Here is a 23,022-nt window from a genome sequence, read left to right on the forward strand (position 1 = left end):
CTATTCAGATAAACACATACAAAAATGCACTCACAGTAATTACAAGCCCCACCATAAATACACTATACGCCCAGCTCAGCAACCGGTATTTTCTTGCCAGCACCTTTCCCAGCGAATATTGATCCTTGGTAAGGGTAGCATAGAGGTAGGGATCATCGTTAATCATCTCGCCAATCGCCCATTCGTACTCTGGCAAATCCATGTTGTAGAAATTCCCGAAAAAAAGTAGGTTCACCTTCTGTTGCCTGATATCTTCCCGTGTAAACTTCCCTGATGAAATATTGGGACGGGTGGAAAGGATAGCCAGAACAATGGTAGACAAACTGAACAGGATAAAAATAATAGTAGGGGCAACAATTGCCGGTTCCTGTTTAAACCTGCTCACCAGAGTTGCCAGGGCCAGCGAAATGATGATGCCGTTCAGCGAAATAAGAATGTTGGATTTATTATCGGCAATGTGGCTAAGATTTATCTGGTTTCGGGCAGTTAGTTTAAACATGGAATCCACCCCACGTGAGTAACTTTTTGACTTTGCAGCTTTCATTTTTGCCCTGGTATTCCGCCTGGCAATACGTTCTTTAAGCAATTCAAGATTCTTTTGCTTTGGTTCATCCAGGTTCTCTTTACAAAAAATGGTGTTCCAGTCATGCGCTTCAAATAACTGAACCGATTCCATGTCAAAATCGGCTTTTTTAATATTGCGAATACCTGCATTCTTTTGTTCCTGCCGGAGTTTTTCTGCCTGCTCTAAATAATTCTCCCGGGACAGATGCATAAAGTCGGCATCACAAAGCACTTTAGCCACCCGACTTTCAGGCTTCTGGGGAAAAGCTGTGGCCAGAATACTTTCCACAACGACTGAACAAATATTCTCATCCACATTATGGCGTTCAAGAAATTTAGCCGCTATTTTTGCGCTTTCCTTTTCATGACCCTTGTATCTTTTCAAATAACCCACATCGTGAAACCATGCCGCTACCTGTAAAATGTTCATTTCCTCTACCGGAAGTTTTTCCTGTGTACCGATAAAAACGGCATTTTTTACTACATCCTGCGTATGGTTCAGCATATGGTAAGCATACCCGTCAGGAGTCTCTCTTTCCAGGAGGCTGGTGATAAGCTTTTCGGCATCACCAATCATTGTTTCATTAATTTTCATCCGTTTTATTTTTTATGGAGACAAATACCTGCCTGGCACAGACAGGGAATTCACATGAGTTCTGATTATTCTCAATTCATTAAGATCTCACATCCTGTTCTTTTCTTGTTCCTGGTTTTTACATTTTTCATTAAAAACATACAATAAAACCGGTAGGCGGATTCCTTTCACCCGAACCGGTTCCCGGGGCATAAACACAGCTTTTATTCCCTCTTCAAGCTCCCTGAAAATTTCACCGGAAATGATTAGCTGCGAATGCCAGCGCTTGTTCAATTGTTCAATACGCGAAGCCATTATTACCACATTTCCGGTAATGGAGTACTGTTTGCGTACCGCTGAACCAATATTTCCGATAACTGCTTCGCCATAGTGCAGGCCAATTCCAATTTTAGTATCCGGAATGTTTCCAGCCTTGTTTTCCTGCCTGACTTTTTGCAGTATATCAATGGATGCCAACACGGCATTTTGTGCCACATTACCCTCCGAAACCGGAGCTCCGAAAGTGGCCATAAATCCATCACCCAAAAACTGGTTGATAACACCATTGTTACGCTGCACGCTGTCGATCATAAAATGAAACAGGCTGTTCAGGTAGGCTACCACCTCCTCGGGTGAATGCCCTTCCACAAAAGGTGTAAAGTTTCGGATGTCAAGAAACATCACACATACATTTTTCCGGGTACCCGAGAGTTCGTCTTTCTTTTGAAGAATACTGCCGGCAATTTGCGGTGAAATTTGCTGTCCAAAAAGGTCGATAACTTCATTCTTCTCTTTGATATGTTCCCAGGAAACCCTGATTTTCTTTTTAATTACATCGGCCACAAACCCTGCGGCAATTCCCGAAATAAGCAGGATTATTCCCTGTCCGAGGTATTGCATCCCGGTTAAATCAGGATGAAAATAGTCGGTAGGCTGAGTACTAAAAACCGTGGAGTAATAAACCGAAACCGCTACAAATTCAAACGCTGCCAGCGCCCCGGTAAAAAATGAAAGTCGAAAATCAAGCCGCAAGGTGGAAAGTACGATGAACAAAAAGTAGGTAAGCGTGGCCGGAGCCTGAAGTATAACAATTTGTCCTGAATGTTCGACAATAAAAATGAACAGCAACGTAAGCAGGGTTATTTCCGAAAAAGCGTTGAGGTAACCAAACACATTACGGTGGTGAAAAAACACCCGCACTTTTTTCCTGATGAAATAGTGCACTACCGATTCGTAAATAATAATCAGCACCGCAAAAATAAGGATGGCATAAATGGCAATATGGGAGTTGAAAAGTGAAAGATACCGGTTGCTGTAAAAGAAATAAATTACCATCAACAAAATGGCCTCAAGCCCCAGCATTCCAATTAAAATAAGCGCACGAAGACGTTCGCTGCCCGCAATCTCTGCATTGAAAAGCTCATTGGAATTTTCAGGCGGAGGGAAAAAACTCATTTTGCTACCCACTTTCATTTTTATTCAATACTAATAACGAAACAAAGTTAGTTAATGTTTACTAACTTCCAAATTTTTGAATATTTTTTATCCAAATCCTTCCGGTAAAATTATCCTTACTGCCTATAGCAACAAGGATAATTCAGTATACTTTTCATTTATCTAATGTGCTCCGTGCAAATCGTTTCCATGCTCAACAATGCTGTGAACAGCCTCAAGAGTATGGGTATAATCAACATAAGCGGCAACATAATCCCGCCCTGCTTTAACCGACTCATTTTTCTGCTGATTTAATGCAACAACTTTATCATATTTTTCGCGAATAACATTAGCAACATGGCTGTTTAATCGGGTAATCAAGTCATCAACATCCCCTTTGAGTACAGCATTATCACTCATTTGAATAATCTTTTTTGTGGTTCCAGGCGCCTTTAGACCGGTGTAAGGAGCCCCTTCCGTTTCGCGATGAAGACGAACAAGCGTCTCAAAAAAGTAATTCTCTACAACCTCATAAATTTCCTGATCCCCGCTTTTTAAAGCAATTGTTTTTTTGAAGAGCGAGGCTATCTCACTTTCCTGTTCCCTGGAAATCCATTTAAAAACAAGTTTTGGATTGTTCGCTTCCAGTGCTTCTTTTGCATCCGTAATTACCGGTCCATCGTACGAATCGCAATGTCCCAAAGCCGTGTTGCCAGCCAATATGGCAAGCATAAACAATGAGGCAAACGCAACTGAAAATTTTGCTCTTTTCACGCATTCTACCATCTCAGTTTTTTTCCCTTCTCCTTTAGTTTTCATCTTTAAAATTTTTAATGTTGAATACTCAAAATTGTCAGAACAAACATAGAAGAAGCGGGCAATGTGTGCGACCTACTTTATAAACCAGTACTCTTTTTTCAAAAAAAAAATGTGGTGTTTACCGGGAATGCTGCTTTTTATATGAGGAAGGAGTTTGTCCGGTAATATTTTTAAAAACCCTGTTAAAAGCCGATTTTGAATTGAACCCGGCTTCGTAAGCAATTCCCAGAACAGAATATTTCTGGTACTCCGGATCGATAATTTTGGCTTTCACCTCTTCAACCCGGTACCGATTAATAAAATCAAAAAAGTTTTGTCCAATATTTTTATTTATCACCTGCGATACATAATGCGAAGGAATGTTCAATTCATTTGCCAGTTCTGGTAAATTTAAATTGGGATCCAGGAATGGCTTTTTTTCTACCATGAAAGTTTTCAGCTTTTGAGCATATATTTCAGCATCGGTCTCTTTCAGCATTGACCCTGCATACTTACTGTACGAACGCCCCTCCGTTACAAACTGGTCTTTCCCATAACCGGAAAAAATCTCTTTCTGCTTCAACCCGAAATAGCCAATCAGAATAATAAAAACCGACAGTGACAGAGATAATCCGTCGGTACAAAAAACCCAGGAAAACAAGTGAAAAATATGATGGATTGCAGCAGCAGCCATCAAAATTGTCCATACTACCCCAAAAGTGTAAACAAGCTTTCGTAACCAGTCAAGATTAATGTGCTCAATGGATGAAAAGTTATTGGCTATATTCACATCCAGCTTCTTAAACAAAAAAAGTGAAAGACCAAAATATACCGGACCTGACAAAGCAGTCGCTATCAGAAATAAATGAAACAAACCGGAAGCTCCATATTCTCCTGAAACATGATCAAGTCTTATTGTTACCGCGATTTCAGGTAAAAATGAGACAACAATCAAAAAAAAAATTAAACAGGACAAACGGCACAAAATGCCAAAGGTCCATGTATGAAAATTTAGGTGTTTGGTTAATTAACGACCGAATATACAAATAAAGAAATGGCCCGTGCAGCATGAGCAAAGAGATAAATGCTGCCGACAACAGCGGATATGCTGTGAACAACAGAGTTGAAAAAAGGGCATAAACTCCGGTGTAGAAACCTAAATACAACAACCAGAAAAAAAGGATCTTATCGTGAAAAGATTTCGATTTTTTCTGAATCAGCAATGCTGCAAAAAACAGCGCGTTAAATGCCGCAATTACAAAAATATACTTCACCCTCTTGACGATTTATTGTCATCAGACAGGGAAAAAACAACTCAATCCTGACTTGTACAAAATAATTATTCGAACTTAATAACTTCGACGGGGCAATTTTCGGCTGCCTCCTGAATTGCTTCCTCGTAATCAGAGTAGTTTACTCCTTCAATAACCGTTGCTTCATCTTCCATTTTGAAAACTTCAGGACAAATTTCCTCGCAAAGTCCACAGGCGGTGCATCCTTCTTCAATCCAAACTTTTGTTATTGCCATAATCAGATTATTTAAAATTTGAAACTATCTTTTTTATTGATTTGACTCACTTAATCCCATTCTATTCAAAAGTAAAAAGCAGTAAATGCGTAATGAAAATAACCTCGTTGTAAATATCCGGGCAAATACTGCCATCACTTCGTACTAAATTATTTTAACCGACTCAAATGTAGTTTATAATCCACAAACTGTCAATACCTTTTTATACATTTCAGGACAATCCATTAAAAGGTTTTCGCACCCACTTTTTGCAGCAAAAAAACCAATTAGCCTGTAAATAAAAACTCCGTGCAATGAAAACAAGTATGCATAAATGACAATACATATCGACAAAGTCACCTTGTTTCATACACCATCATTCAACCAGAATAGTTCGTTTTGTGTCGGCAAAATTACCTGCCTGAATCCGGTACAGATAAATCCCGGCAGGCAATCCGGTTGCATTCCATTCTGCCCGATGAGTCCCGGATTCAACCACCTTATCTACCAACGTTTCTATTTCCTTCCCATACAAATCATATATCTTAAGGGTCACCTTTTCTGCTCGGGACAAAGAGTATTCAATTACGGTTGAATTTTCAAACGGATTTGGGAAACTTTGCCCCAGCTCACAATCCTGATTTGAAAGAGAATGTGCATTTGTAGGATCTTTTTCCGTAATACAAATTGTTCCGATTTGACCGTACGACGTGGAATCGGGGTGTATTGCTGAAGATTGGTTCGTTGGCCCTACGGTAAGCATGGTGTAGATGCCCGACACATGGTTTGAAGCGGGTGCAACCCACTCGGGCAGGGAGAGAGTAACCCACTGTCCGGGAGTCGTTATCGGATCAGAGATTCCAATAAGTGTCCCATCGCCGGGGCTTGTGAGCGGAGCGGTGGATGCTTTAAATTCAAACTGTACGGGATAGGGCCTGTTAAAAGAGGGCATCCAGCGTGCAGTAAATGAAACAGCGTATGCTTTGCCCGGGCTGAAGGGAACACTGAGCACCTGCTCCATGGATTCACCAATGGCATGATTCCCCCACATACCAATACTTACAGTATCAGTGGCATCACAAGTTGAAGCGCTAACATCGGGAGATTCCCCGTGGTACCCATTTATAAACATGGTTTTCGACCATGAACGCACCCAGTCTGCCGTGGCGCCAATTGGCATGGGGCCGTATGTTGCATCAACATTAAAATTGTGGTTTTGAACAAGGTTGTTTTCACATTCCGTGATGCACCCCGGTTGGTTGGGACAGCTCTTTATCGTAAAAACATCACCATAAGCCCATGTAATATAGTTTACTTCCTGAACGTAAGCCTGATATAGCCCCGGAGCGAAATTGGGGGGAATATTCCAGGTTTCATTCCCGTCGTTCAGGGTATTTGGGTTTACAACGGCAGCCACTGCCCAGGAATTGACATCAATAATCGAAACAACTACATTCCATGTCGGGTCTCCGCCATTCCAACTGATTGTGATCTCAGTTCCGGCACAAAGCGAATCGGTTTTGGTTGGGGCAACCAACTCAAACTCCGGTGTCTGTGATGCAACTATGGTTCCTGCATTTCCTGCTGCATAAAAACCCCTCCTGATATCCGATTTTTCAATTCCACGTGCCGTGGCTGCAAACAAGTCTTCATTTGTACGGCTGTTTTCTTCAACCCAAACCGTAGGAAGTCCGTCTCCGTCGTCATCGGGATCAGTGCTGCGCAAAACAACTCCGTTATTTCCAACAGTAATCCAGCTGTCATTGTTAAAAGCCAGGTCGTTTAATACAACTGATTCCGGACTAATAATTCGCAGAGGAAGAGTAGATTCATCGCACTCTTCCATAGGCTCCAGAGTTGTGTCGAAGTCGAATGGCAAAGTCCGGGGGCACCAATCTTGATCCCAGGCTTGCCTGGCAACAACCTCCACATCTCCGCTTACCGATGCCGGAATGTCCAAATCAAATCTGCCGTTACTCTCTGTAAGGGTTTCTGCAATTATTGTCTTGTCATCCATCCGGCGCATCACCATCAAAATACCTTCCAGCTCAACATTCTCCCATTTGGGTTGTAACACGCCCTGAAATGTACTTCCGGAAAGCATAAACAGCATGTTTCCTTTTTCACCAACACCTCCTGACACAAGCATTCCTTTATGCAGGTTTTCGCATTGCTCCTTGTCAAAAATAACACCGCCGGTTGCCAGCAGGGCACATGAATTTTCAATGCTGTCTTTAGCCCAGGTGGCGCCATAATTTGTGGAAGTTTGTATGCCTCCGCCATCATTCCCAACCAACTTTACCTCATCGGCCAACGCTTTGCCTGCTTTAAATTTCCTTTTGGATTTTACGGCACTAATACTGTCTCCTGTTGCTACCAAGTCCCAGGTCTGGCCTCCGTCAAAAGTTCTGAGCATTCCTTTAACACTGGCAACAAATCCGGTGTCGGGATTCAGGAAGGTAACAAATTTAAAACTCTGGGTAACTCCTGCATCCATTTCAATTTTTTCCCATTCAATGCCATCATTCGAGGATTTTAGAATGGTTGCGTTTTGACCCACTGCAAAAACGATATTTTCATCGTAATTTGCTCCGTCCCCGGTTATGGCATAAAACGAAACCGGAGCATCTGCGGAGCCGGCATAGGTTGACTCCCAGCTTTCCCCCATGTTTGTACTCCGAAAAACGGCATTGGTATCTCCCACTGCAATAATGGTCCGGGCACTACTGTTTATGCGCAATGCATTAATTTTTATCTCTTTCCCCGTCTGGGGGTTACGCGTTTTCCAGGCGTTTCCACCATCGAAAGTAGAAAGAATATTCCCCTCTTCATCAAGGGCAAACAATGTATCAGGGGAGAAAGCCACCACATCCCGGAGTGATTTCCCAGTCCCTCCGGGAAGTTTTGTCCAGTTAGACGGCAACTGCGATACAGCAGGTATTGTTAGAATAAAAAAAGCCACAAATAGGCCGGATTGTAAAATTCTTTTCATCGTTTAAATTTTGGGTGATTTATTATAAAGCCGGTGATTCCAATCTTCTATTTCTCCTGTTTCCAGTCTTTGACGAACTGTCTTTTTCCATGCTTCGCTTAGCGGACCAATATGAGTCATTTCTTCCAGCAACCGTTCGTTTTTCATATCGATATACAAAAGGTGCAGCAGCCTTTTTAAAGGCCATTCAGGACAGGTTCGATCCAACAGGGTAAAATGATCCCCTGCCTGTATCCAGCCTTCTTCCAGCACACGGTAGTACCAGCCTGTCCGAAGACTGTCCTGTACCATGCGCGACATATTCGGATGACCAAACCGGAGGTTCAGTTTCCAGCACGGTTGCCGGGCCTGGCTGACTTCCAGCACAACAGATCCCACCCTGTATTTATCGCCAATACAAATGGTAGATTCATCCATTCCCATGGTAGATATATTTTCGCCAAACCCGCCCTCTCGCAACATACCCGGCAAGGAGATATCCGGAACATTTTTCCAGTAATTGTAGTGTTCGAATGCATAATGATGAATGGCCTTATCCCGGCCTCCATGATGTTTTTTATCGGCTTGCTCGTCGTTAACCAGCCCTAAAACCGATACTTTTTCTTTTTTTAGCGTTGCCTTCTTTTTAATACCGCTGGGCACACCTTCCTGTCCCAGCAGGCCAATTTTTCCCGTTAAAAGCGTAGTAATCTTCATATTTCAGGTATTCTTTTTCCAAACATGTTTATCATTACCGAGCAACTCACGGCCCCAAACCGGAACTTCAGCTTTTATCCTTTCCACAATTTCGTTGCAGGCATCAATGGCCTCCCGGCGATGCGGCGCCGAGGTAAAAACAAAAAAGCATATTTCGCCCGCATCCACCTGTCCCAGGCTATGGTAAATATGCACACATGTAACCGGGTATTTTGCAAAAACGGCCTCCCTGATGTCAAATACTTTTTCCAAAGCCATCTCTTCATAAGCAGTGTACTCAATGGCAGTTACCACACCTTCGTCTTTTGTATCGGCCCGCACCTGTCCCAGAAAAATGGCATGGGCGCCAATATCTGTCTGGGTGGCATGTTTTTGAACCGATTCAGTTATTTTCTCCGCAGGAATTGCTCCCTGTATAAAAATATTTTTGGGCTTCCTTTCCATATAAACCATTATTTAACAGGTGAATCAGGATGTTTCACACCACCCGTTACTGAATACACATTGTCTCTTTTTAACACTTTCCGTAATTCCACCGCTGCCGGCTGACTGCGAATTCCATGCTGGCAAAACAAAAAGATCGACTTACTATCGAATACTGAATTTTTCTTTTGTATTAATTGAGAAAAAGGAATCTCCAGGCATTCGGTATTTGTCCACCGGGGCATTTCATACAATTCACGGATATCGATAAAAACCGATGGCTTTTGTTCTGCCATTAACATGGCCGCATTCCACCCAATATCAATTCCTGAAACACATTCAAACGCATAATCTGTTTTTAAAAATGCTTCTGTTGTGGCGGGCCGTCTCTTTTGTGCCTCATCACTGGAAGTCAGTCCAATGTCATAAAAAGACTGCTCCGCAAGGTTATAAAAAAGTACTTTGTTGACCAGAGTTTTACCAATTCCTGTTATCCATTTAACGGCCTCGGCAGCCTGCATGGTTCCAATAATTCCGGATAAAACCCCAATCACCCCCGCCTCGGCACAACCCGGAACTTCACCGGGCTCCGGCATAAGCGGGTACAAATCCCGGTAATTGGCACTTCCCTCGCCGGCACAAAACAGGGCAACCTGCCCCTCGTACTTGTAAACGGCGCCATAAACAAGTGGTTTTTCGAACAGCGCTGCAGCATCATTCAGCATATACCGGGTAGCAAAATTATCGGAGGCGTCAATCAGAAGGTCATAACCGGGCAGTATCTCAACCAGGTCTTTTGCCAAAAAGTAACGATCATACGCTTCAACCTGTATATCCGGATAACGTTCATTGATGTAATGTTTGGCAACAGATGCTTTGGGATTTCCAACATCGTTCAGGCCAAAGAGTACCTGCCTGTTAAGATTGGAAATGGCCACACGGTCGCCGTCGGCAATGCCAATACTTCCAACACCAGCCGCCGCCAGGTAAAGGAGAGCCGGGCATCCCAAACCTCCGGCCCCCACCACAAGCACTCTGGCCGATTGCAGTTTTTGCTGCCCTTCCCTGCCCAGTTCAGGTAAAATTATCTGTCGTTCGAAGCGTCCCATTTCTATTTTTTTACCCGCCGGAGTAAGGAGGAAGCAAAGCTACTTCTACTCCTTCATCCAAAGGTGTATTATTATGAATGAGCTGTTTATTAACAGCTAATGTAAATTTTATTCCTTCCAGTTGCGGATATCTCTCAAACAGCCAGGCAGTGAGCTGGTCCGTATCAGCCATGAGCGGAACAGTCAAAACATGCTGCCCGGTTTTTTCTGCTAGTATTCCGAACATTTTTATTGTGTGAAATCCGGTCTTCATTTTTTTATCCTCCAATTCGAATCATACTTCGGTTTTTAATGGTTTCAGGATCAACTTTTTTGTATCCGTTCATAAATTGACCTCCCATTATTTTGTGCTTCCCGCGAATCGACTCCCGTATAAGTGGCTCAATTGGCCGTCCGGCACGATACTCTTTCAGAATATCAACTTCTTCTTTTCCGAAAATGCAATTTTTCACTTTCCCGTCGGCCGTCAGCCTGATGCGGTTGCATTCCCCGCAAAAATGCTTACTCATTGTCGTAATAAAGGCAATGGTGCCTTCAAAACCAATTACCTTGTATTTTTTTGCCGTAGCATGCGGTTCATCTTTCAGCTTCACCAAATCATAATGCTGTTCTGCCATTTTCAGCATTTGCCCGGCAGTAATCACCTTTCCGCTGTTCCAATGGTTACCGGCGAAAGGCATAAATTCAATGAACCTGACGTGTAGTGGCAGCCTACGGGTCAAATCAATAAAATTGAACAATTCCTTTTCGATAACACCGGATATTGCCACTGTGTTCAATTTTACCCGGATGTTGTTCTCAAGCAGGAGCAGAATGTTTTCCCACACCTGCCGGAAGGTGTCCCGTTGTGCAATGCGTATAAAAGTATCCGGGTTTAGTGAATCCAGACTGACATTTACGGAACGGATACCCGCCTCCTTAAAAAGTCCGATAAAATTGCGCACTCTTGCGCCGTTGGTGGTAAGCGTCAGCTCCACGGGCAGGGGTGCAAGCAGCCGGATGATCTCCTCCACTCCATTCCTGACCAGAGGTTCTCCTCCGGTCAGGCGTATTTTTGTTACCCCAAGCCGGACAAAAACTTTTGCAATATTCTCTATTTCATGCGGCTGCATCAATTTTTCGCCCGAAAGAAAATCTATTTTCCCCAGGGGCATACAATAGCTGCACCTGAAATTACAGTTATCGGTGAGTGAAATACGCAAATAGTTATGGATTCTTCCAAATTGATCGAGCAGCATGAGCAATTCCCTGTTTAATTTTTGGTATTTCGGTAGTTCCAGATTACCTGCTGGTATGGCCTCCAAAGGTAGGTAAACGGATAAACCAGAAAGTGCATAAAACGGGTAAACGGAATCATTCCGATTAAAATAAAGGCCGAAATAATGTGAATCTGAACCGCCACCGGAAGTTGGGATACAGCCGCTATTTCAGGATTGAGTTTAAAAACAGACCGCAGGTAAGGAGTTAACACCAGGGCAAACCACGACGACCCCCACCTGAAAAAGAAGGCAGTCCAAAGCCCTGTAACCACCTGAGTCAAAAGGATAATATAAACAAAAATATCCATCCAGGTTGTTACAACGCGGAGCCTTTTTGTTTTGATGCGCCTTAAAATCAACAAAATGAGTCCGGCCAAAACAATAAACCCAAAAGCAAAAGCGGTAAATTCCAGAATATACAGGCGCAGGGGTACCTGGTTCCAGGCTAACACAGCGCGTGGCGTAAGAAATGCTGCCAGGTGGCCGAAAAAAAGAAAAATCAGTCCCCAGTGAAACGGCCTGCTCCCGAAATACAGTTGTTTACTTTCAAGAAACTGGCTGGAAAGAGAGGAAACCTGGTATCCGGAAAAACGGTACCTGTAAATACTGCCTAAAAGCAAGGAAAGCGTTGCAAGGTAAGGCAATACAATAAAAAAGAAAACTCCGTTCATAACATCGTTCTTTATAACTATTAACTACAAAGGCTATTTAATATTCCTCCATTGTGGCAGGCATTCAAAACTCCTGGCCTTTTCCTGCGAACTGAAATTAAACCGTTCAAATTCAGAAGCAGGATAGTCATTTTTCATCACATTCAGAAGTACTTCCAGCATTCCTTTATACACATTATCGGTAGCCTGAAACGACTCAATCATCTTTTCAAGCGCCGGAATCATTATTGAAACGACTAGTTCTTCAGCCAGGTTTTGATCCCCGAGTTTGGGCAACAAAGTGAGCATATTGGGCAGGTGATCCGGAAGTTCACTTCCGCAGTCATTCCCTGCGTTCTCCTGTTCTTTTTTCATGTTGGCCAGAAATATACCCCGGTTATAATCTTCTCCGTAAAGTACGTAGCCGATATCCAGATAACAAACTGCCTGTACGTCAAAGGTGCTGATGTAATATTCCTGCTGGGCGGCGATGGTTTTCTCCTGAACATGCGTAATAAACATTTCAAGTTTAGGTCCCTGTTCAGTCAGCCCATTCCAGATAATTTTCCGCCACACTCCAATGAAGGATTCCCTTTTCGGAGTGGGATACCTGAAAATGGCAGCCAGGTCTGTATAATGTGTTAAATCCTTCATTTTACAATCCTCGTTTTGGTTTTTTCATAAATCCGAACCCTGTACTCCCCTTATGAATATGGGTTTCTTCCATCATTTCAATGGCTTCTTCACGATGCGCCGGAGGAATAACAAAACGTTCTTCCAGCCTGGCCAAAGAGGTTAACCGGTAAATATCTTCTGCCACATCAGGCGTCAAACCCGATTCCAGCATAATTTTATCCACATCATCCCAACTGATATCCCCTACGGTAACTGCCCGGCGGTACTGCCGAACGCTCATCAGCTTTTTCAGAATATTTCCAATGATAGTGGTATCTCCCGCACTGAAAAGGCTGGCAAGGTATTTTAACGGAAGGCGCGGGTTGTCCATGTCATCCCAAAGTGCCGATCCCACATTGTGGTAATTATTGTCATCGTTGATTTGCGCCATGGCCGGCAACAATGGCATTACGTAAAACAAACTGGGCAACGTGCGAAACTCAGGGTGAAGGGGCAAAGCCACCCCCCACTCTTTCACATACTTCCAAACCGGGGATTTTTGCGCCGCTTCAATGGTAGAATCCGGAATTCCGCATGTTTTTGCAGCGGCAATCACTTCGGGATCGTTCGGATCGAGATACAAATCAAGCTGTTTTTTTACGAGATCTTTTTCATCGCAGGAAGCCACCTCTTTCAGGCGGTCGGCGTCATAAAGCATGACACCAAGGTACCGGATACGTCCCACACACGAGTGCATGCAGGCCGGTGCCTGCCCGGTTTCGAGCCGTGGATAACAGAGAATGCACTTTTCTGATTTACCGGTGTGCCAGTTAAAATAAACCTTCTTGTAAGGACATGCTGTAACACACATTCTCCAGGCCCTGCAGCGCTCCTGATTAACAAGTACAATCCCGTCTTCCCCCCTTTTGTAAATAGCGCCGGAAGGACATGCGGCAACACAGGCCGGATTTAGGCAGTGGTTGCAAATACGCGGCAGGTAAAACATTACCATCCGTTCCAACTGGAACATGGTTTCCCTTTCTGCCGGTGACAAATCTTTCAGGTTTACATCGTTTCGGGCATATTCTGGCGATCCTCCCAAATCGTCGTCCCAGTTGGGCCCTGCTTTCGGCGTCATTTTTTCACCGGTTACCAGTGAAACCGGCTCTGCTGTTGGCTGGTCGTCTCCTTCCGGAGAATCAAACAATTTTTCATACTGATAAGTCCATGGCTCATAGTAATTATCCATGGTAGGCATGTGGGTATTATGAAACATTTTTTTTAATCCTTTCACTTTCCCCACTCCTTTCAATTTTAACGAATCTCCATTTTTTTCCCATCCGCCTTTGTAAGCTTCCTGATCTTCCCATTTCCCCGGATAGCCGGTCCCCGGTTTGGTTTCCACATTGTTCCACCACATGTATTCGGCTCCTTTTCTGTCGGTCCATGTATTTTTACAGGCAATGGAACAGGTGTGGCACCCAATACACTTATCGAGGTGAAAGACCATTGAAATCTGCGATCGTATATCCATAATTGTCGTTTTATCGATTTAAAAATTCACCTGATTCATTTTCTGCACAAAAACAAAAGTATCCCGGTTAACCCCCACAGGCCCCCAGTAATTCATGTGGAAGGTGAACTGACCGTAACCACCCACCAACAGGTTGGGTTTCAGGTGCACCCTTGTAAGGCTGTTATGACCGCCAGCCCTTCTGTTTCCGCGGCTGGGCGATTTAGGTACCGAATAAGTCCGTTCGGGCGAATGGTAAACGATACATATTCCCGAAGGAATGCGGGAACTTACACAGGCGCGTGTACAATACACGCCATTGTCGTTCAGCACTTCCACCCAGTCGTTGTCCTTTATCCCAAGCTCTTTTGCATCTTTTTCGCTGAGCCAGCAGGGTTCCATTCCCCGCGAAAGGGTAAGCATGCGCAATGTGTCTCCGTAAGTGGAGTGAATGTGCCATTTCCCGTGAGGGGTCAGCACATTCAGCAGTTTGGCCCTGCCTTCATTCACCGATTTGCGTAAATCGCCATACAATTCAGGGCGCGGCGAAGGTTTGTATGTTGGCAGGTTTTCACCAAAATGAATGTACCCCTCGTGGTCAAGGTAAAAATGTTGCCGCCCGGTAAGGGTTCTCCACGGAACAAGGTATTCCACATTCAGAGTAAAGGCCGAATAAGCCCTGCCATTATCCATTAAACCCGACCAAATAGGAGAATTGAGCAGCCTTCGCGGTTGAGAAAGTAAGTCTTTGTACCGTACCGAAGACTCATTATTTTTCGGACGAAGGTTACTCAAATCAACGCCCGTATTTTGTTCTGCACTCACAAACGCTCGTTCGCTCAGCTTTCCGTTCGTTAAGGATGAAAGTTGCAACAACGCATCAATGGCTTCCACATCCTCTTTGATGGAAGGGTAAGATTTGCCGTCAACCGTATGAGTATGTTTTTTATCGGAGAGCAGCCCCTCATAAAAATCGTCGCACTGAAAAGAAGTGCCGTGTGCACCCACTCCGTTTTTTACGTTGTCACCCAAACTTATAAACCGGTCGTAAAGCTTTGTATAATCTCTTTCAACTGTCACCATATTGTGCATGGTTTTTCCGGGTTCCGGCTCGCACTCCCCGGCGAACCAGTCTTTTATTTCCCTCTGCGAAATTTCCCCCTTCGAATCGTGCGCAATGGGTAAATTCACCACATCCAGTTGTGGTTCCGGCAAATGCACTTTAGCCAGTTCACTGGTTACCCGCGCAATTTCCCGAAAAATAACCCAGTCGGGTTTAGATTCCCAGACTGGCGGAATAGCCGCAGAAAGAGGATGAATAAAGGAGTGCATGTCGGTACTGTTCAGGTCTGCTTTTTCATACCAGGAAGCAGCCGGCAGGACGATATCGGAATATAATGCAGACGTATCCATTCTGAAATTTAAATCCACCACCAAATCCATTTTTCCCTCCGGGGCATCCTCTTTCCATTCAATCTCCTTCACAAACTCTTTTGCTACTTCGTCGGCAATTTCATTATGGTGGGTTCCCAGGTAATGTTTCAAAAAATATTCATGCCCTTTTGCACTTGACATCAGGGCATTTCCCCTCCAGATATACCATACCCTTGGAAAATTCACCTCTTCATCCGGATGATTGACCGAATACTTTAAATCTCCTGATTTCAGTTTTTCAATTATATACTGCTGAATTTCTTTGCTCCCCGAAGCGCCTGCCTTTTTTGCCTCCTTTACAATGTCAAACGGATTTTTATTGTATTGGGGGAAAAACGGCATCCATCCGTTTCTTACCGATTTGGCAATAAGATCGGCAGAATGCTGCGAAGAAAATTCATTTTTGGGGACTGCATTGTAGTCGGCCTGGTTGCCATCGTACCGCCACTGATCGGAATGGATGTAATGCCAGATGGGAGCCTGCTGAAACCGGGCCGGAATCTTCCAGTCTTTACCCGACATGATGGTACCCCACGAATCAACAGGTGCCAGCTTTTCCTGCCCCACATAGTGGTTCATTCCGCCACCATTTACCCCGATACAGCCGGTAAGAATCAGCGACATGGTAGCCGACCGGTAAATCAAATTACTGTGATACCAGTGATTGATCCCTGCGCCAATGATAACCATACATTTTCCGTTGGTAGCCTGCGCGGTGCGGTACCACTCACGGGCAAACCGGATTACCGTTCCTGCACTGATTCCCGAATATATTTCCTGCCATGCCGGCGTATAAACCGAACCGGAATCTTCGTAATCTGCCGGATAATCACCCTCAAGCCCCCTGCTGACCCCGTACTGGGCCATCATCAGATCATAAACGGTGGTAAATGCCACCTTCCCGGCTGCCGTTGTTACGTAACGCACGGGAACCCCTCTTTTTATTTTTTCATTCTTATCAAAACGGGTAATATCCACCTGCAAGATTTCATCGTTTTGTTCTATCAGACTGAGCAGCGGATTGTATTCATCCCCGGTTTCACCATCCCTGAACCGGATGTTCCATTTTCCCTTTTTTTCCTGCCAGCGGTGCCCCGAACTTCCCGACGGGCAAACAAACTCCCCGCTCTTTTCATCGATATTCAGAAACTTCCAGTCTCCATTTTCTGCCGTTTCATATTTCTCTAAAATATTCGCCCGCAACAGCTTTCCCGGAACATAATTTTCCCCTTCCCTGTTCAGCTCCACCAAAAACGGAGCGTCAGTATATTTTTTTGTGTATTCGATAAAGTAAGGAACCTTCTGCTCAAAATGTGCTTCTTTCAGAATAACGTGTGTTACGGCCATCCAAAAAGAACCGTCCTGCCCGGCGTGTACCGGAACCCATTGATCGGCATATTTTGCGACCATATTAAAATCCGGAGAAAATACCACTGTTTTGGTACCGTTGTGCCTTGATTCGGAAAAAAAGTGAACGTCGGGCGTACGCGTCATCCCCAGGTTGGCCCCCATCACCGCAATAAATTTGGAATTGTACCAATCAGCGCTTTCGCAAACGTCGGTTTGTTCACCCCAGGTTTCAGGAAACGAGTTAGGCAGGTCACAATACCAGTCGTAAAAGCTCAGGTTTACGCCACCAAACAGTTGCAAAAAACGGGAACCGGCTGCAAAACTCATCATTGACATGGCTGGTATGGGTGAAAAGCCCACCACCCTGTCGGGTCCATATTTTTTAGCAGTATAAATGTTTGCCGCGCCAATAATTTCCAACGCTTCGTCCCATGAGATACGACGAAAACCGCCTTTTCCACGGGCTTTCTGGTAGCGCTTTCTTTTCTGCGGATCCTGTTGAATATTTTGCCAGGCAAGCAAGGCATCTCCTGTCTTTTCTTTTTCTTCCCTGAAAATATCAATTAAGGCGCCCCTTATCATCGGGTATTTCACGCGTACCGGACTGTACAGATACCATGAAAAAGAGATACCCCGCTGGCAACCCCGTGGTTCGTAGTGAGGCAGGGAATTTTCGAGCAACGGATAGTCCAGTGCCTGCGACTCCCAAACCACTATGCCGTCTTTTACATGAATATTCCAACTGCAACCGCCCGTACAATTTACGCCGTGGGTACTTCGAACTACTTTATCGTGCTGCCAGCGGTTACGGTAAAACTCCTCCCATTTCCGCGCTTTGGGAGAAATCATATCTTTTATCCAACTCATATATTTTGTTTTTTTTGATTTTACAATGGATTACTACCCGATATTACGAAGGCACTTTCCGGTTGTCGTAAAGAATATAGATATGAATGAGTAAAAACAGGGCGATTACCAAACTTATAATGGCATAGATTACTCCTCCAGCAGAACGAGACGGATCATCCGCATAACGTTCGTTTACAAAATGGAGCATGGCTGTTACTGCCTCCATTTCTTCGTCAGTCAGGTTTTTATTCTGCAAGGCCACATTCATGGCGGGGAAAGGCGGGTTTTTAAGAATTGCCAGAACTCCGGCCTCCCCCAACCTGCCATAGGAACCGGTAAGGTCGAAACTTAACTTTCCTCCGCCAATAATGGACTCATCCTGTATATTGTGGCAGGCGATACAGGAAGGCGCTCCATTCGCAAAGCTTTCATGACCATAAAAAAGCGCGTTTCCTTTTTTCAGCATATCAGCAGAAAAAGTCACGGTGGCTGTCTTTTTAGTTGTATCCAGGTCAGGCTTTGCAACTGATTCCTCTGTAACATCAGAAGTTCCCAGACCAGTTTCTTTTATATAATCAAGAATACTGATAATTTCAGCATCGTTTAAATCATTATCGGGCATTGGAATCCCGCTGTATTCCTTGAAGAGTTCCACAGCTACCAGGTCATTTTCCTTAATAAGTTTTTGGGAAGAACGAATAAACCGGAACAGCCATTCCTGCTCCCTTTTGTCATTCACTCCGCTTAAATCAGGGCCGATCAGGCGCCCGCCTCCAATAGTATGACAGGTAACACATGTCGCTTTAAACAAGTCTTCTCCACTTTCCTGAGCATACAATGAAGCATGGATAGAAAAAAGCATCAACAGGGCTAGTGTAGCATATTGGTTTTTCATAGCACTCAAAAAATCTTGTTAGTTGAATATTGTAAAAATACAACTTTAAAGCGGACAAAAAAATCCTTTTGTCAATATTAGCAAAATTTTTTATACTTTTTACCCGTTATCGGAATTAAGCAGCTAAAAATGCCTGATGCTGTCAATAGGCTGATTCAATGCAAATTTGTTTCAATGAATACGAAATGATTATATTTAGCTGACGAAAGAAGTAACTATAAAATAATATCTATATGCTAAGGAGAGGTTTTTTAAAGACTACCGGAGCTGTAGCTTCTGGCATAACCATAGTTCCGGGAGATTTCCTTGCGATGCATCGGGCTGATAGCCATTTACGCAAATCCACAGAGATGCAAGCAAATGATTACCAGCAGTTAGTACGTACTGCATTAGATACCCTTATTGAATATGGTCGTGATCGTTATGGGGATAAGCATTCCCCCATGTTTGCCGCCATTTTAACCCAGGATACGCTGGAATGCCCCCAGGAACCGCCCACAGCACCTTCTGTTTCTGTACGTGTTGATGCAGGGCGTATGTCCCGTCGAGCTCCGGGGTCTTCCAATCATTTCTACGATCAATATACTTTCCGTGCGATGGATCTGATGACCCAATTTACAGGAGATCCGAAATACCGCAACGCTGTACTTGATGCACTTCGTTTCAACCTAAATTACGCCGTCGACCGACGCGGCTTCCCGGCTCTTGGGGGACACATTTCATGGAATTTTTATACAGACAGAGCAAATGATCAGGATGGCGACCACCATGAACTGTGGTTTTGGCCTATGGATTGGGAATTATGGTGGGCTGCCGATCCCGATAAGGCGCGTGCTTATGCTGACCGAATATGGGAATGTCATGTAGTTGACAAAACTACCGGGGAAACTAATCGGCATTCCGACAAACAACATGGATGGTCCTTTTCATGGTGTGACGGCACCCTTATGAGTGCCTGGGCATATGCTGCCATACAAACAGGTGAGCAGAAATACCATGACTGGTGCAAGAAAGTAGCCGGATACCATTGGCAACGACTCAATCCGCAAACGGGTCTGATTTCCGGTTCAGGAGGGCAATACGGGCAAGGAGTTGATCGGTACGACACTAGGGATTTTACAACGACGGTTATGCCATTTGTCAGGAACCTTATCGAAATCGGGCAACAACTCGGTGACAAGGAGATGATCTCCATGGGGCGCACAATACTTGACGGTTATGCACAATATGGCTATGATTCCGATAAGGAACTATTCTATGCGCATCTTACTCTTGATGGCAAGCCAGTGCGTGCCGATGCATTACGCGACTTTGTCGATGGCAAAGACGAACCGGAAGGGTATCTGGCCTCCTGGTTACCCGATGCCGGCTGGCATGAGATGCCCCTTTTTACTGCACAGCTTTATGCCTGGGCTGCAGAGCATGTGGATCGCGATGCTTATCTGCCAACTGCACAACGATTCGGCATTGTCCTAACCCGGGCATGGGAGGGACGCTATGCAGGATTCGAAGACTGGTTTGCCCTCCGCGATGCCATTCAACCCTTTTCCAGAGAAACCTATAAAAACGAACGTGGTATAAGCCACACACGCTATGTTCCCCAGGGGAATTTTAATAAACAATTCGTTGAGGATTACAGGAAGGGTGGTTACGTCTATCAGGCTCCCTACGGCCTTTTCGCCGATCATTACGGTCGTATGATTAAGTTTTGTTCTGCTATGTACAGACTGACTCGTGAGAATGCTTGGAATAGATTGGCGATTGAAGTGGCAGATGAAGCTGTTCGATACCTCTGGAGAGGCAAACTTTTTGTCGGTCACCCTGACAAAACTACTTACGAAAACTCCGATCAAATAGGCATCCTCCTTCAGGCGCTCCTGCAACTTCAGAAAGATGATTGAAGTAAAAACCAAATTATTAATCCAACTTAAATTCAGTTCAAAAAAACATGGCAATCATAAGCGGATTCCTGTAATATGGTATATCTTATATGAAAGTACTGTAGAGTTATTATAAATTGTACACGATAGTGGAATTAAACAACTAAAAATGCTTGATGCTTTCAATAGGCTGATTCAATACAAAAGAATGTTATGTAACACTGGTACAGTATCTGAATAAACCATCATCCGGGACAATCACAAACCATTCAGCTCACTGTCCTTCTGCCATTTGTAACAGCTGAATATACTCCTGCCTTCCCGGGAATAACCGGACCAGTTCCCGGGCATATCTTTTTGCCTGTTCCCTCTTTTGTTCCTGCACATAAAAATGGGAAATGGCGTACAACAACCTTTCGTTGCCCGGATTATTTTTTAATCCTTCAAGGAAGGTATTTTCAGCCTTCTGCTTTTCACTTTGCTGTTGGTACAAAAGCCCCAAATTGTAATAGGCCGCCGCATTTTGATGGTTCACCTGCGTACATTCCTTCAAATAGAAAACGGCAGAATCTGCTTTGTTCATTTCTGCATATAACAACCCCAGGGAATAATAAGCGTGATCATAATCCGGCTCCTGTTCCACTACTTTTTTAAGCAAAGCAGCAGCCCGCTGATTTTGATTTTGGGAATTGTAGATAATGGCCAGATTCATCCGGGCCATATTCTGATAATTATCCTTTTTCAGGGTTTCCTCATAATATTGCTGCGCCAGCCCGGTTTGCCCCGAACGGTGATAATACTGTGCCATGTGCATTTTCTCCCCCGGAAAATCGGCATTGTTCCGGTGGTTACTAAAAAACTCTTCGTTTACTTTATTGTACTGGGTAATAATTTCTGCAGGCGAAGAAGAAATATCCATTCCAGCCAAGGCATTAAATGCTGCCAGGCGCACCACCCGTGCCGTATCGGATAGCATATGGATAAAATGCTCTTTGTTTTCCTCCGGGTTGTACATGCCCAATCCTTCTATTGCCGTGCGCCGAACTAAAAAAGACGGATGGTTGAGGGAGTTCAGCAGCACTTGTTGTGCCTGTGGTCCTCCGTAATTCTCCAGATAATACACTGCCGTGGCCTTGGCAATGTCCGGAACTGTATCAATGCTCACAAGGTGTGCAATTTCCTCCGGGGAGGATTCATGGTTGGCAGCCCGCAGCAGCACTTCCGAAAAATGAAATTCCCGCTCTTTACCATACCATTCATTTACCCAATCCGATGCCCATTGTGCCGACTGATCATCATGACACGTATTGCAGGCATTGGGCATGTCATATTTTACGCTCAAATCGGGGCGGGGAACACGAAAACTATGATCGGGCCGGTAATCGTTTACCATATAATGACGCCCCGGCATATGGCAACTTTCACACTGGGCGCCTTCACTCCCCGGTTCATGAAAATGATGGGACCGGTTATCATACACCCGGAAGTCGTGGCACTGGTAGCAAAGCTGGTTTCCGGGAAGTTTTCGTTCATATGTATGCGGATCATGACAATCGGTACACCGCACGCCTTCCCGGTGCATTTTACTTTGCACGAAGGAGCCCCAAACATATACCTCATCCAGTATCTGCCCATCGGCAAAATATAAGCCGGGCCGCAAAATATCAGGACTGTATTGATCCGTCCAATGCTCGTCGTGATGAAAACGGTTGGTCAGCTGCGACCTCCTCGAATGGCAACGGGCGCAAAACTGCATTTGCTCCTGCTGTTGTGAGTTTCGGCCTAAATAGACCGTTCCGAAAACCTCGCTGGAATCGGGATACAATTTGGAAAGTCTAACATGTTCACTGCCAGGGCCATGACACGATTCGCACGACACATTTATTTCATCCCAGGTAGTTTGATAACTTCCGGTTGCATCCGTATAATTTTTTTGCAGGTTGGTAGAATGACAATCGGCACACATGTTATTCCAGTTTTGTGCCCCGCCGGTCCAATGCAACCACTCGCTGTGGTGAATCTCCAGTTCCGGATATAAATCGAACCACTTATTATCGCGGCTGTCCCAGGCAACATGCGTACACTGGTACCGCCCATCCGGAAATTCAATGATATATTGCTGCAAGGGATAATGTCCGAAAGTATATTTCACCTCGAAGGTATCGGGCACTCCTTCCCGGTTTTCCATTACCATATAAAAAGTGCTGTCCTTTTTAAACATCCTGTTGGTGAAACCTTTGCTTTCGAACCGTACATTATTAAAGTCTCCCAGCACGGTTTCCTCGCCTGCAACCTGCATTGCCTTATAATGATCGGATTTTTTCCAGGCCTCATATTCCAGTTCATGGCATTCTTTACAAGCAGCGCTACCCACAAAACGGGACTCCCGCGTTTCCGCGACAGTGGCCGTTTCTTCCTTGCCTTTTCTGACTATTCCTGCGAGCAACCAAACAATAATGCCTAAAAATGACATAATAGAC

The 23,022-nt window shown here is 44.5% G+C and carries 18 protein-coding genes; 1 reads left to right on the forward strand and 17 read right to left on the reverse strand.

Features of this window, described 5'->3' with window-relative positions; genetic code table 11:
- Nucleotides 1-4 precede the first annotated feature (4 nt).
- The 16 genes from D1164_RS15385 to D1164_RS15460 all read right to left on the reverse strand — a co-directional run bounded on the left by D1164_RS15385 (nt 5) and on the right by D1164_RS15460 (nt 18,662).
- Complete coding sequence (locus D1164_RS15385) at nt 5-1,159, reverse strand: Pycsar system effector family protein (protein WP_119348364.1); 1,155 nt, start codon at nt 1,157-1,159, stop codon at nt 5-7.
- A gap of 87 nt (nt 1,160-1,246) precedes the next feature.
- On the reverse strand, nt 1,247-2,611 hold the full coding sequence (locus tag D1164_RS15390) for an adenylate/guanylate cyclase domain-containing protein (RefSeq protein WP_119348365.1): 1,365 nt from the start codon (nt 2,609-2,611) through the stop codon (nt 1,247-1,249).
- Nucleotides 2,612-2,755: 144 nt separating this feature from the next.
- On the reverse strand, nt 2,756-3,391 hold the full coding sequence (locus tag D1164_RS15395; protein WP_206610901.1) for a DUF6448 family protein: 636 nt from the start codon (nt 3,389-3,391) through the stop codon (nt 2,756-2,758).
- Nucleotides 3,392-3,509: 118 nt separating this feature from the next.
- Nucleotides 3,510-4,325 (reverse strand): helix-turn-helix domain-containing protein, encoded by an 816-nt coding sequence (locus tag D1164_RS15400; RefSeq protein WP_241558243.1) that lies wholly within the window; start codon nt 4,323-4,325, stop codon nt 3,510-3,512.
- Between the two features lie 384 nt (nt 4,326-4,709).
- A complete protein-coding gene (locus D1164_RS15405; protein ID WP_119348366.1) occupies nt 4,710-4,898 on the reverse strand; it encodes a ferredoxin in 189 nt (62 codons plus the stop codon).
- 355 nt (nt 4,899-5,253) lie between these two features.
- Entirely contained in the window at nt 5,254-7,869 is a 2,616-nt protein-coding gene (locus tag D1164_RS15410; RefSeq protein WP_119348367.1) for a YCF48-related protein, read from the reverse strand.
- A gap of 3 nt (nt 7,870-7,872) precedes the next feature.
- Nucleotides 7,873-8,565: an MOSC domain-containing protein gene (locus tag D1164_RS15415; RefSeq protein WP_119348368.1), complete on the reverse strand. Its 693-nt coding sequence runs from the start codon at nt 8,563-8,565 to the stop codon at nt 7,873-7,875.
- Nucleotides 8,566-8,568: 3 nt separating this feature from the next.
- Nucleotides 8,569-9,009, reverse strand: a complete 441-nt coding sequence (locus D1164_RS15420; RefSeq protein ID WP_119348692.1) for a molybdenum cofactor biosynthesis protein MoaE — start codon at nt 9,007-9,009, stop codon at nt 8,569-8,571.
- A gap of 8 nt (nt 9,010-9,017) precedes the next feature.
- On the reverse strand, nt 9,018-10,097 hold the full coding sequence (locus D1164_RS15425; RefSeq protein ID WP_119348369.1) for a HesA/MoeB/ThiF family protein: 1,080 nt from the start codon (nt 10,095-10,097) through the stop codon (nt 9,018-9,020).
- A gap of 10 nt (nt 10,098-10,107) precedes the next feature.
- Nucleotides 10,108-10,323 carry a MoaD/ThiS family protein gene (locus tag D1164_RS15430; RefSeq protein WP_172594316.1) on the reverse strand — a complete coding sequence of 72 codons (216 nt, stop codon included), beginning with the start codon at nt 10,321-10,323 and terminating at the stop codon, nt 10,108-10,110.
- Nucleotides 10,324-10,354: 31 nt separating this feature from the next.
- Nucleotides 10,355-11,335: a GTP 3',8-cyclase MoaA gene (gene moaA / locus D1164_RS15435; RefSeq protein WP_119348371.1), complete on the reverse strand. Its 981-nt coding sequence runs from the start codon at nt 11,333-11,335 to the stop codon at nt 10,355-10,357.
- 14 nt (nt 11,336-11,349) lie between these two features.
- The gene (gene narI, locus D1164_RS15440) at nt 11,350-12,027 is read right to left on the reverse strand and encodes a respiratory nitrate reductase subunit gamma (protein WP_119348372.1); all 678 of its coding nucleotides are present in this window, start codon (nt 12,025-12,027) and stop codon (nt 11,350-11,352) included.
- A gap of 33 nt (nt 12,028-12,060) precedes the next feature.
- Nucleotides 12,061-12,660, reverse strand: coding sequence for a hypothetical protein (locus D1164_RS15445; protein WP_119348373.1), 600 nt, complete (start codon nt 12,658-12,660; stop codon nt 12,061-12,063).
- Nucleotide 12,661: 1 nt separating this feature from the next.
- Nucleotides 12,662-14,155 (reverse strand): nitrate reductase subunit beta, encoded by a 1,494-nt coding sequence (narH, locus tag D1164_RS15450; RefSeq protein ID WP_119348374.1) that lies wholly within the window; start codon nt 14,153-14,155, stop codon nt 12,662-12,664.
- Nucleotides 14,156-14,173: 18 nt separating this feature from the next.
- The gene (locus D1164_RS15455) at nt 14,174-17,785 is read right to left on the reverse strand and encodes a nitrate reductase subunit alpha (RefSeq protein WP_119348375.1); all 3,612 of its coding nucleotides are present in this window, start codon (nt 17,783-17,785) and stop codon (nt 14,174-14,176) included.
- A 43-nt stretch (nt 17,786-17,828) separates the two neighbouring features.
- Nucleotides 17,829-18,662: a c-type cytochrome gene (locus D1164_RS15460; RefSeq protein ID WP_119348376.1), complete on the reverse strand. Its 834-nt coding sequence runs from the start codon at nt 18,660-18,662 to the stop codon at nt 17,829-17,831.
- Nucleotides 18,663-18,895: 233 nt separating this feature from the next.
- Between D1164_RS15460 and D1164_RS15465 the strand changes: the two genes are divergently transcribed.
- Nucleotides 18,896-20,563, forward strand: a complete 1,668-nt coding sequence (locus tag D1164_RS15465) for a glycoside hydrolase family 88 protein (protein ID WP_119348377.1) — start codon at nt 18,896-18,898, stop codon at nt 20,561-20,563.
- A gap of 253 nt (nt 20,564-20,816) precedes the next feature.
- Here D1164_RS15465 and D1164_RS15470 read toward each other — a convergent pair whose 3' ends face one another.
- Nucleotides 20,817-23,015, reverse strand: coding sequence for a multiheme c-type cytochrome (locus tag D1164_RS15470; protein WP_172594317.1), 2,199 nt, complete (start codon nt 23,013-23,015; stop codon nt 20,817-20,819).
- Nucleotides 23,016-23,022: the final 7 nt, after the last annotated feature.

The sequence above is a fragment of the Mariniphaga sediminis genome (assembly GCF_003573545.1).
GTDB lineage: Bacteria > Bacteroidota > Bacteroidia > Bacteroidales > Prolixibacteraceae > Mariniphaga > Mariniphaga sediminis.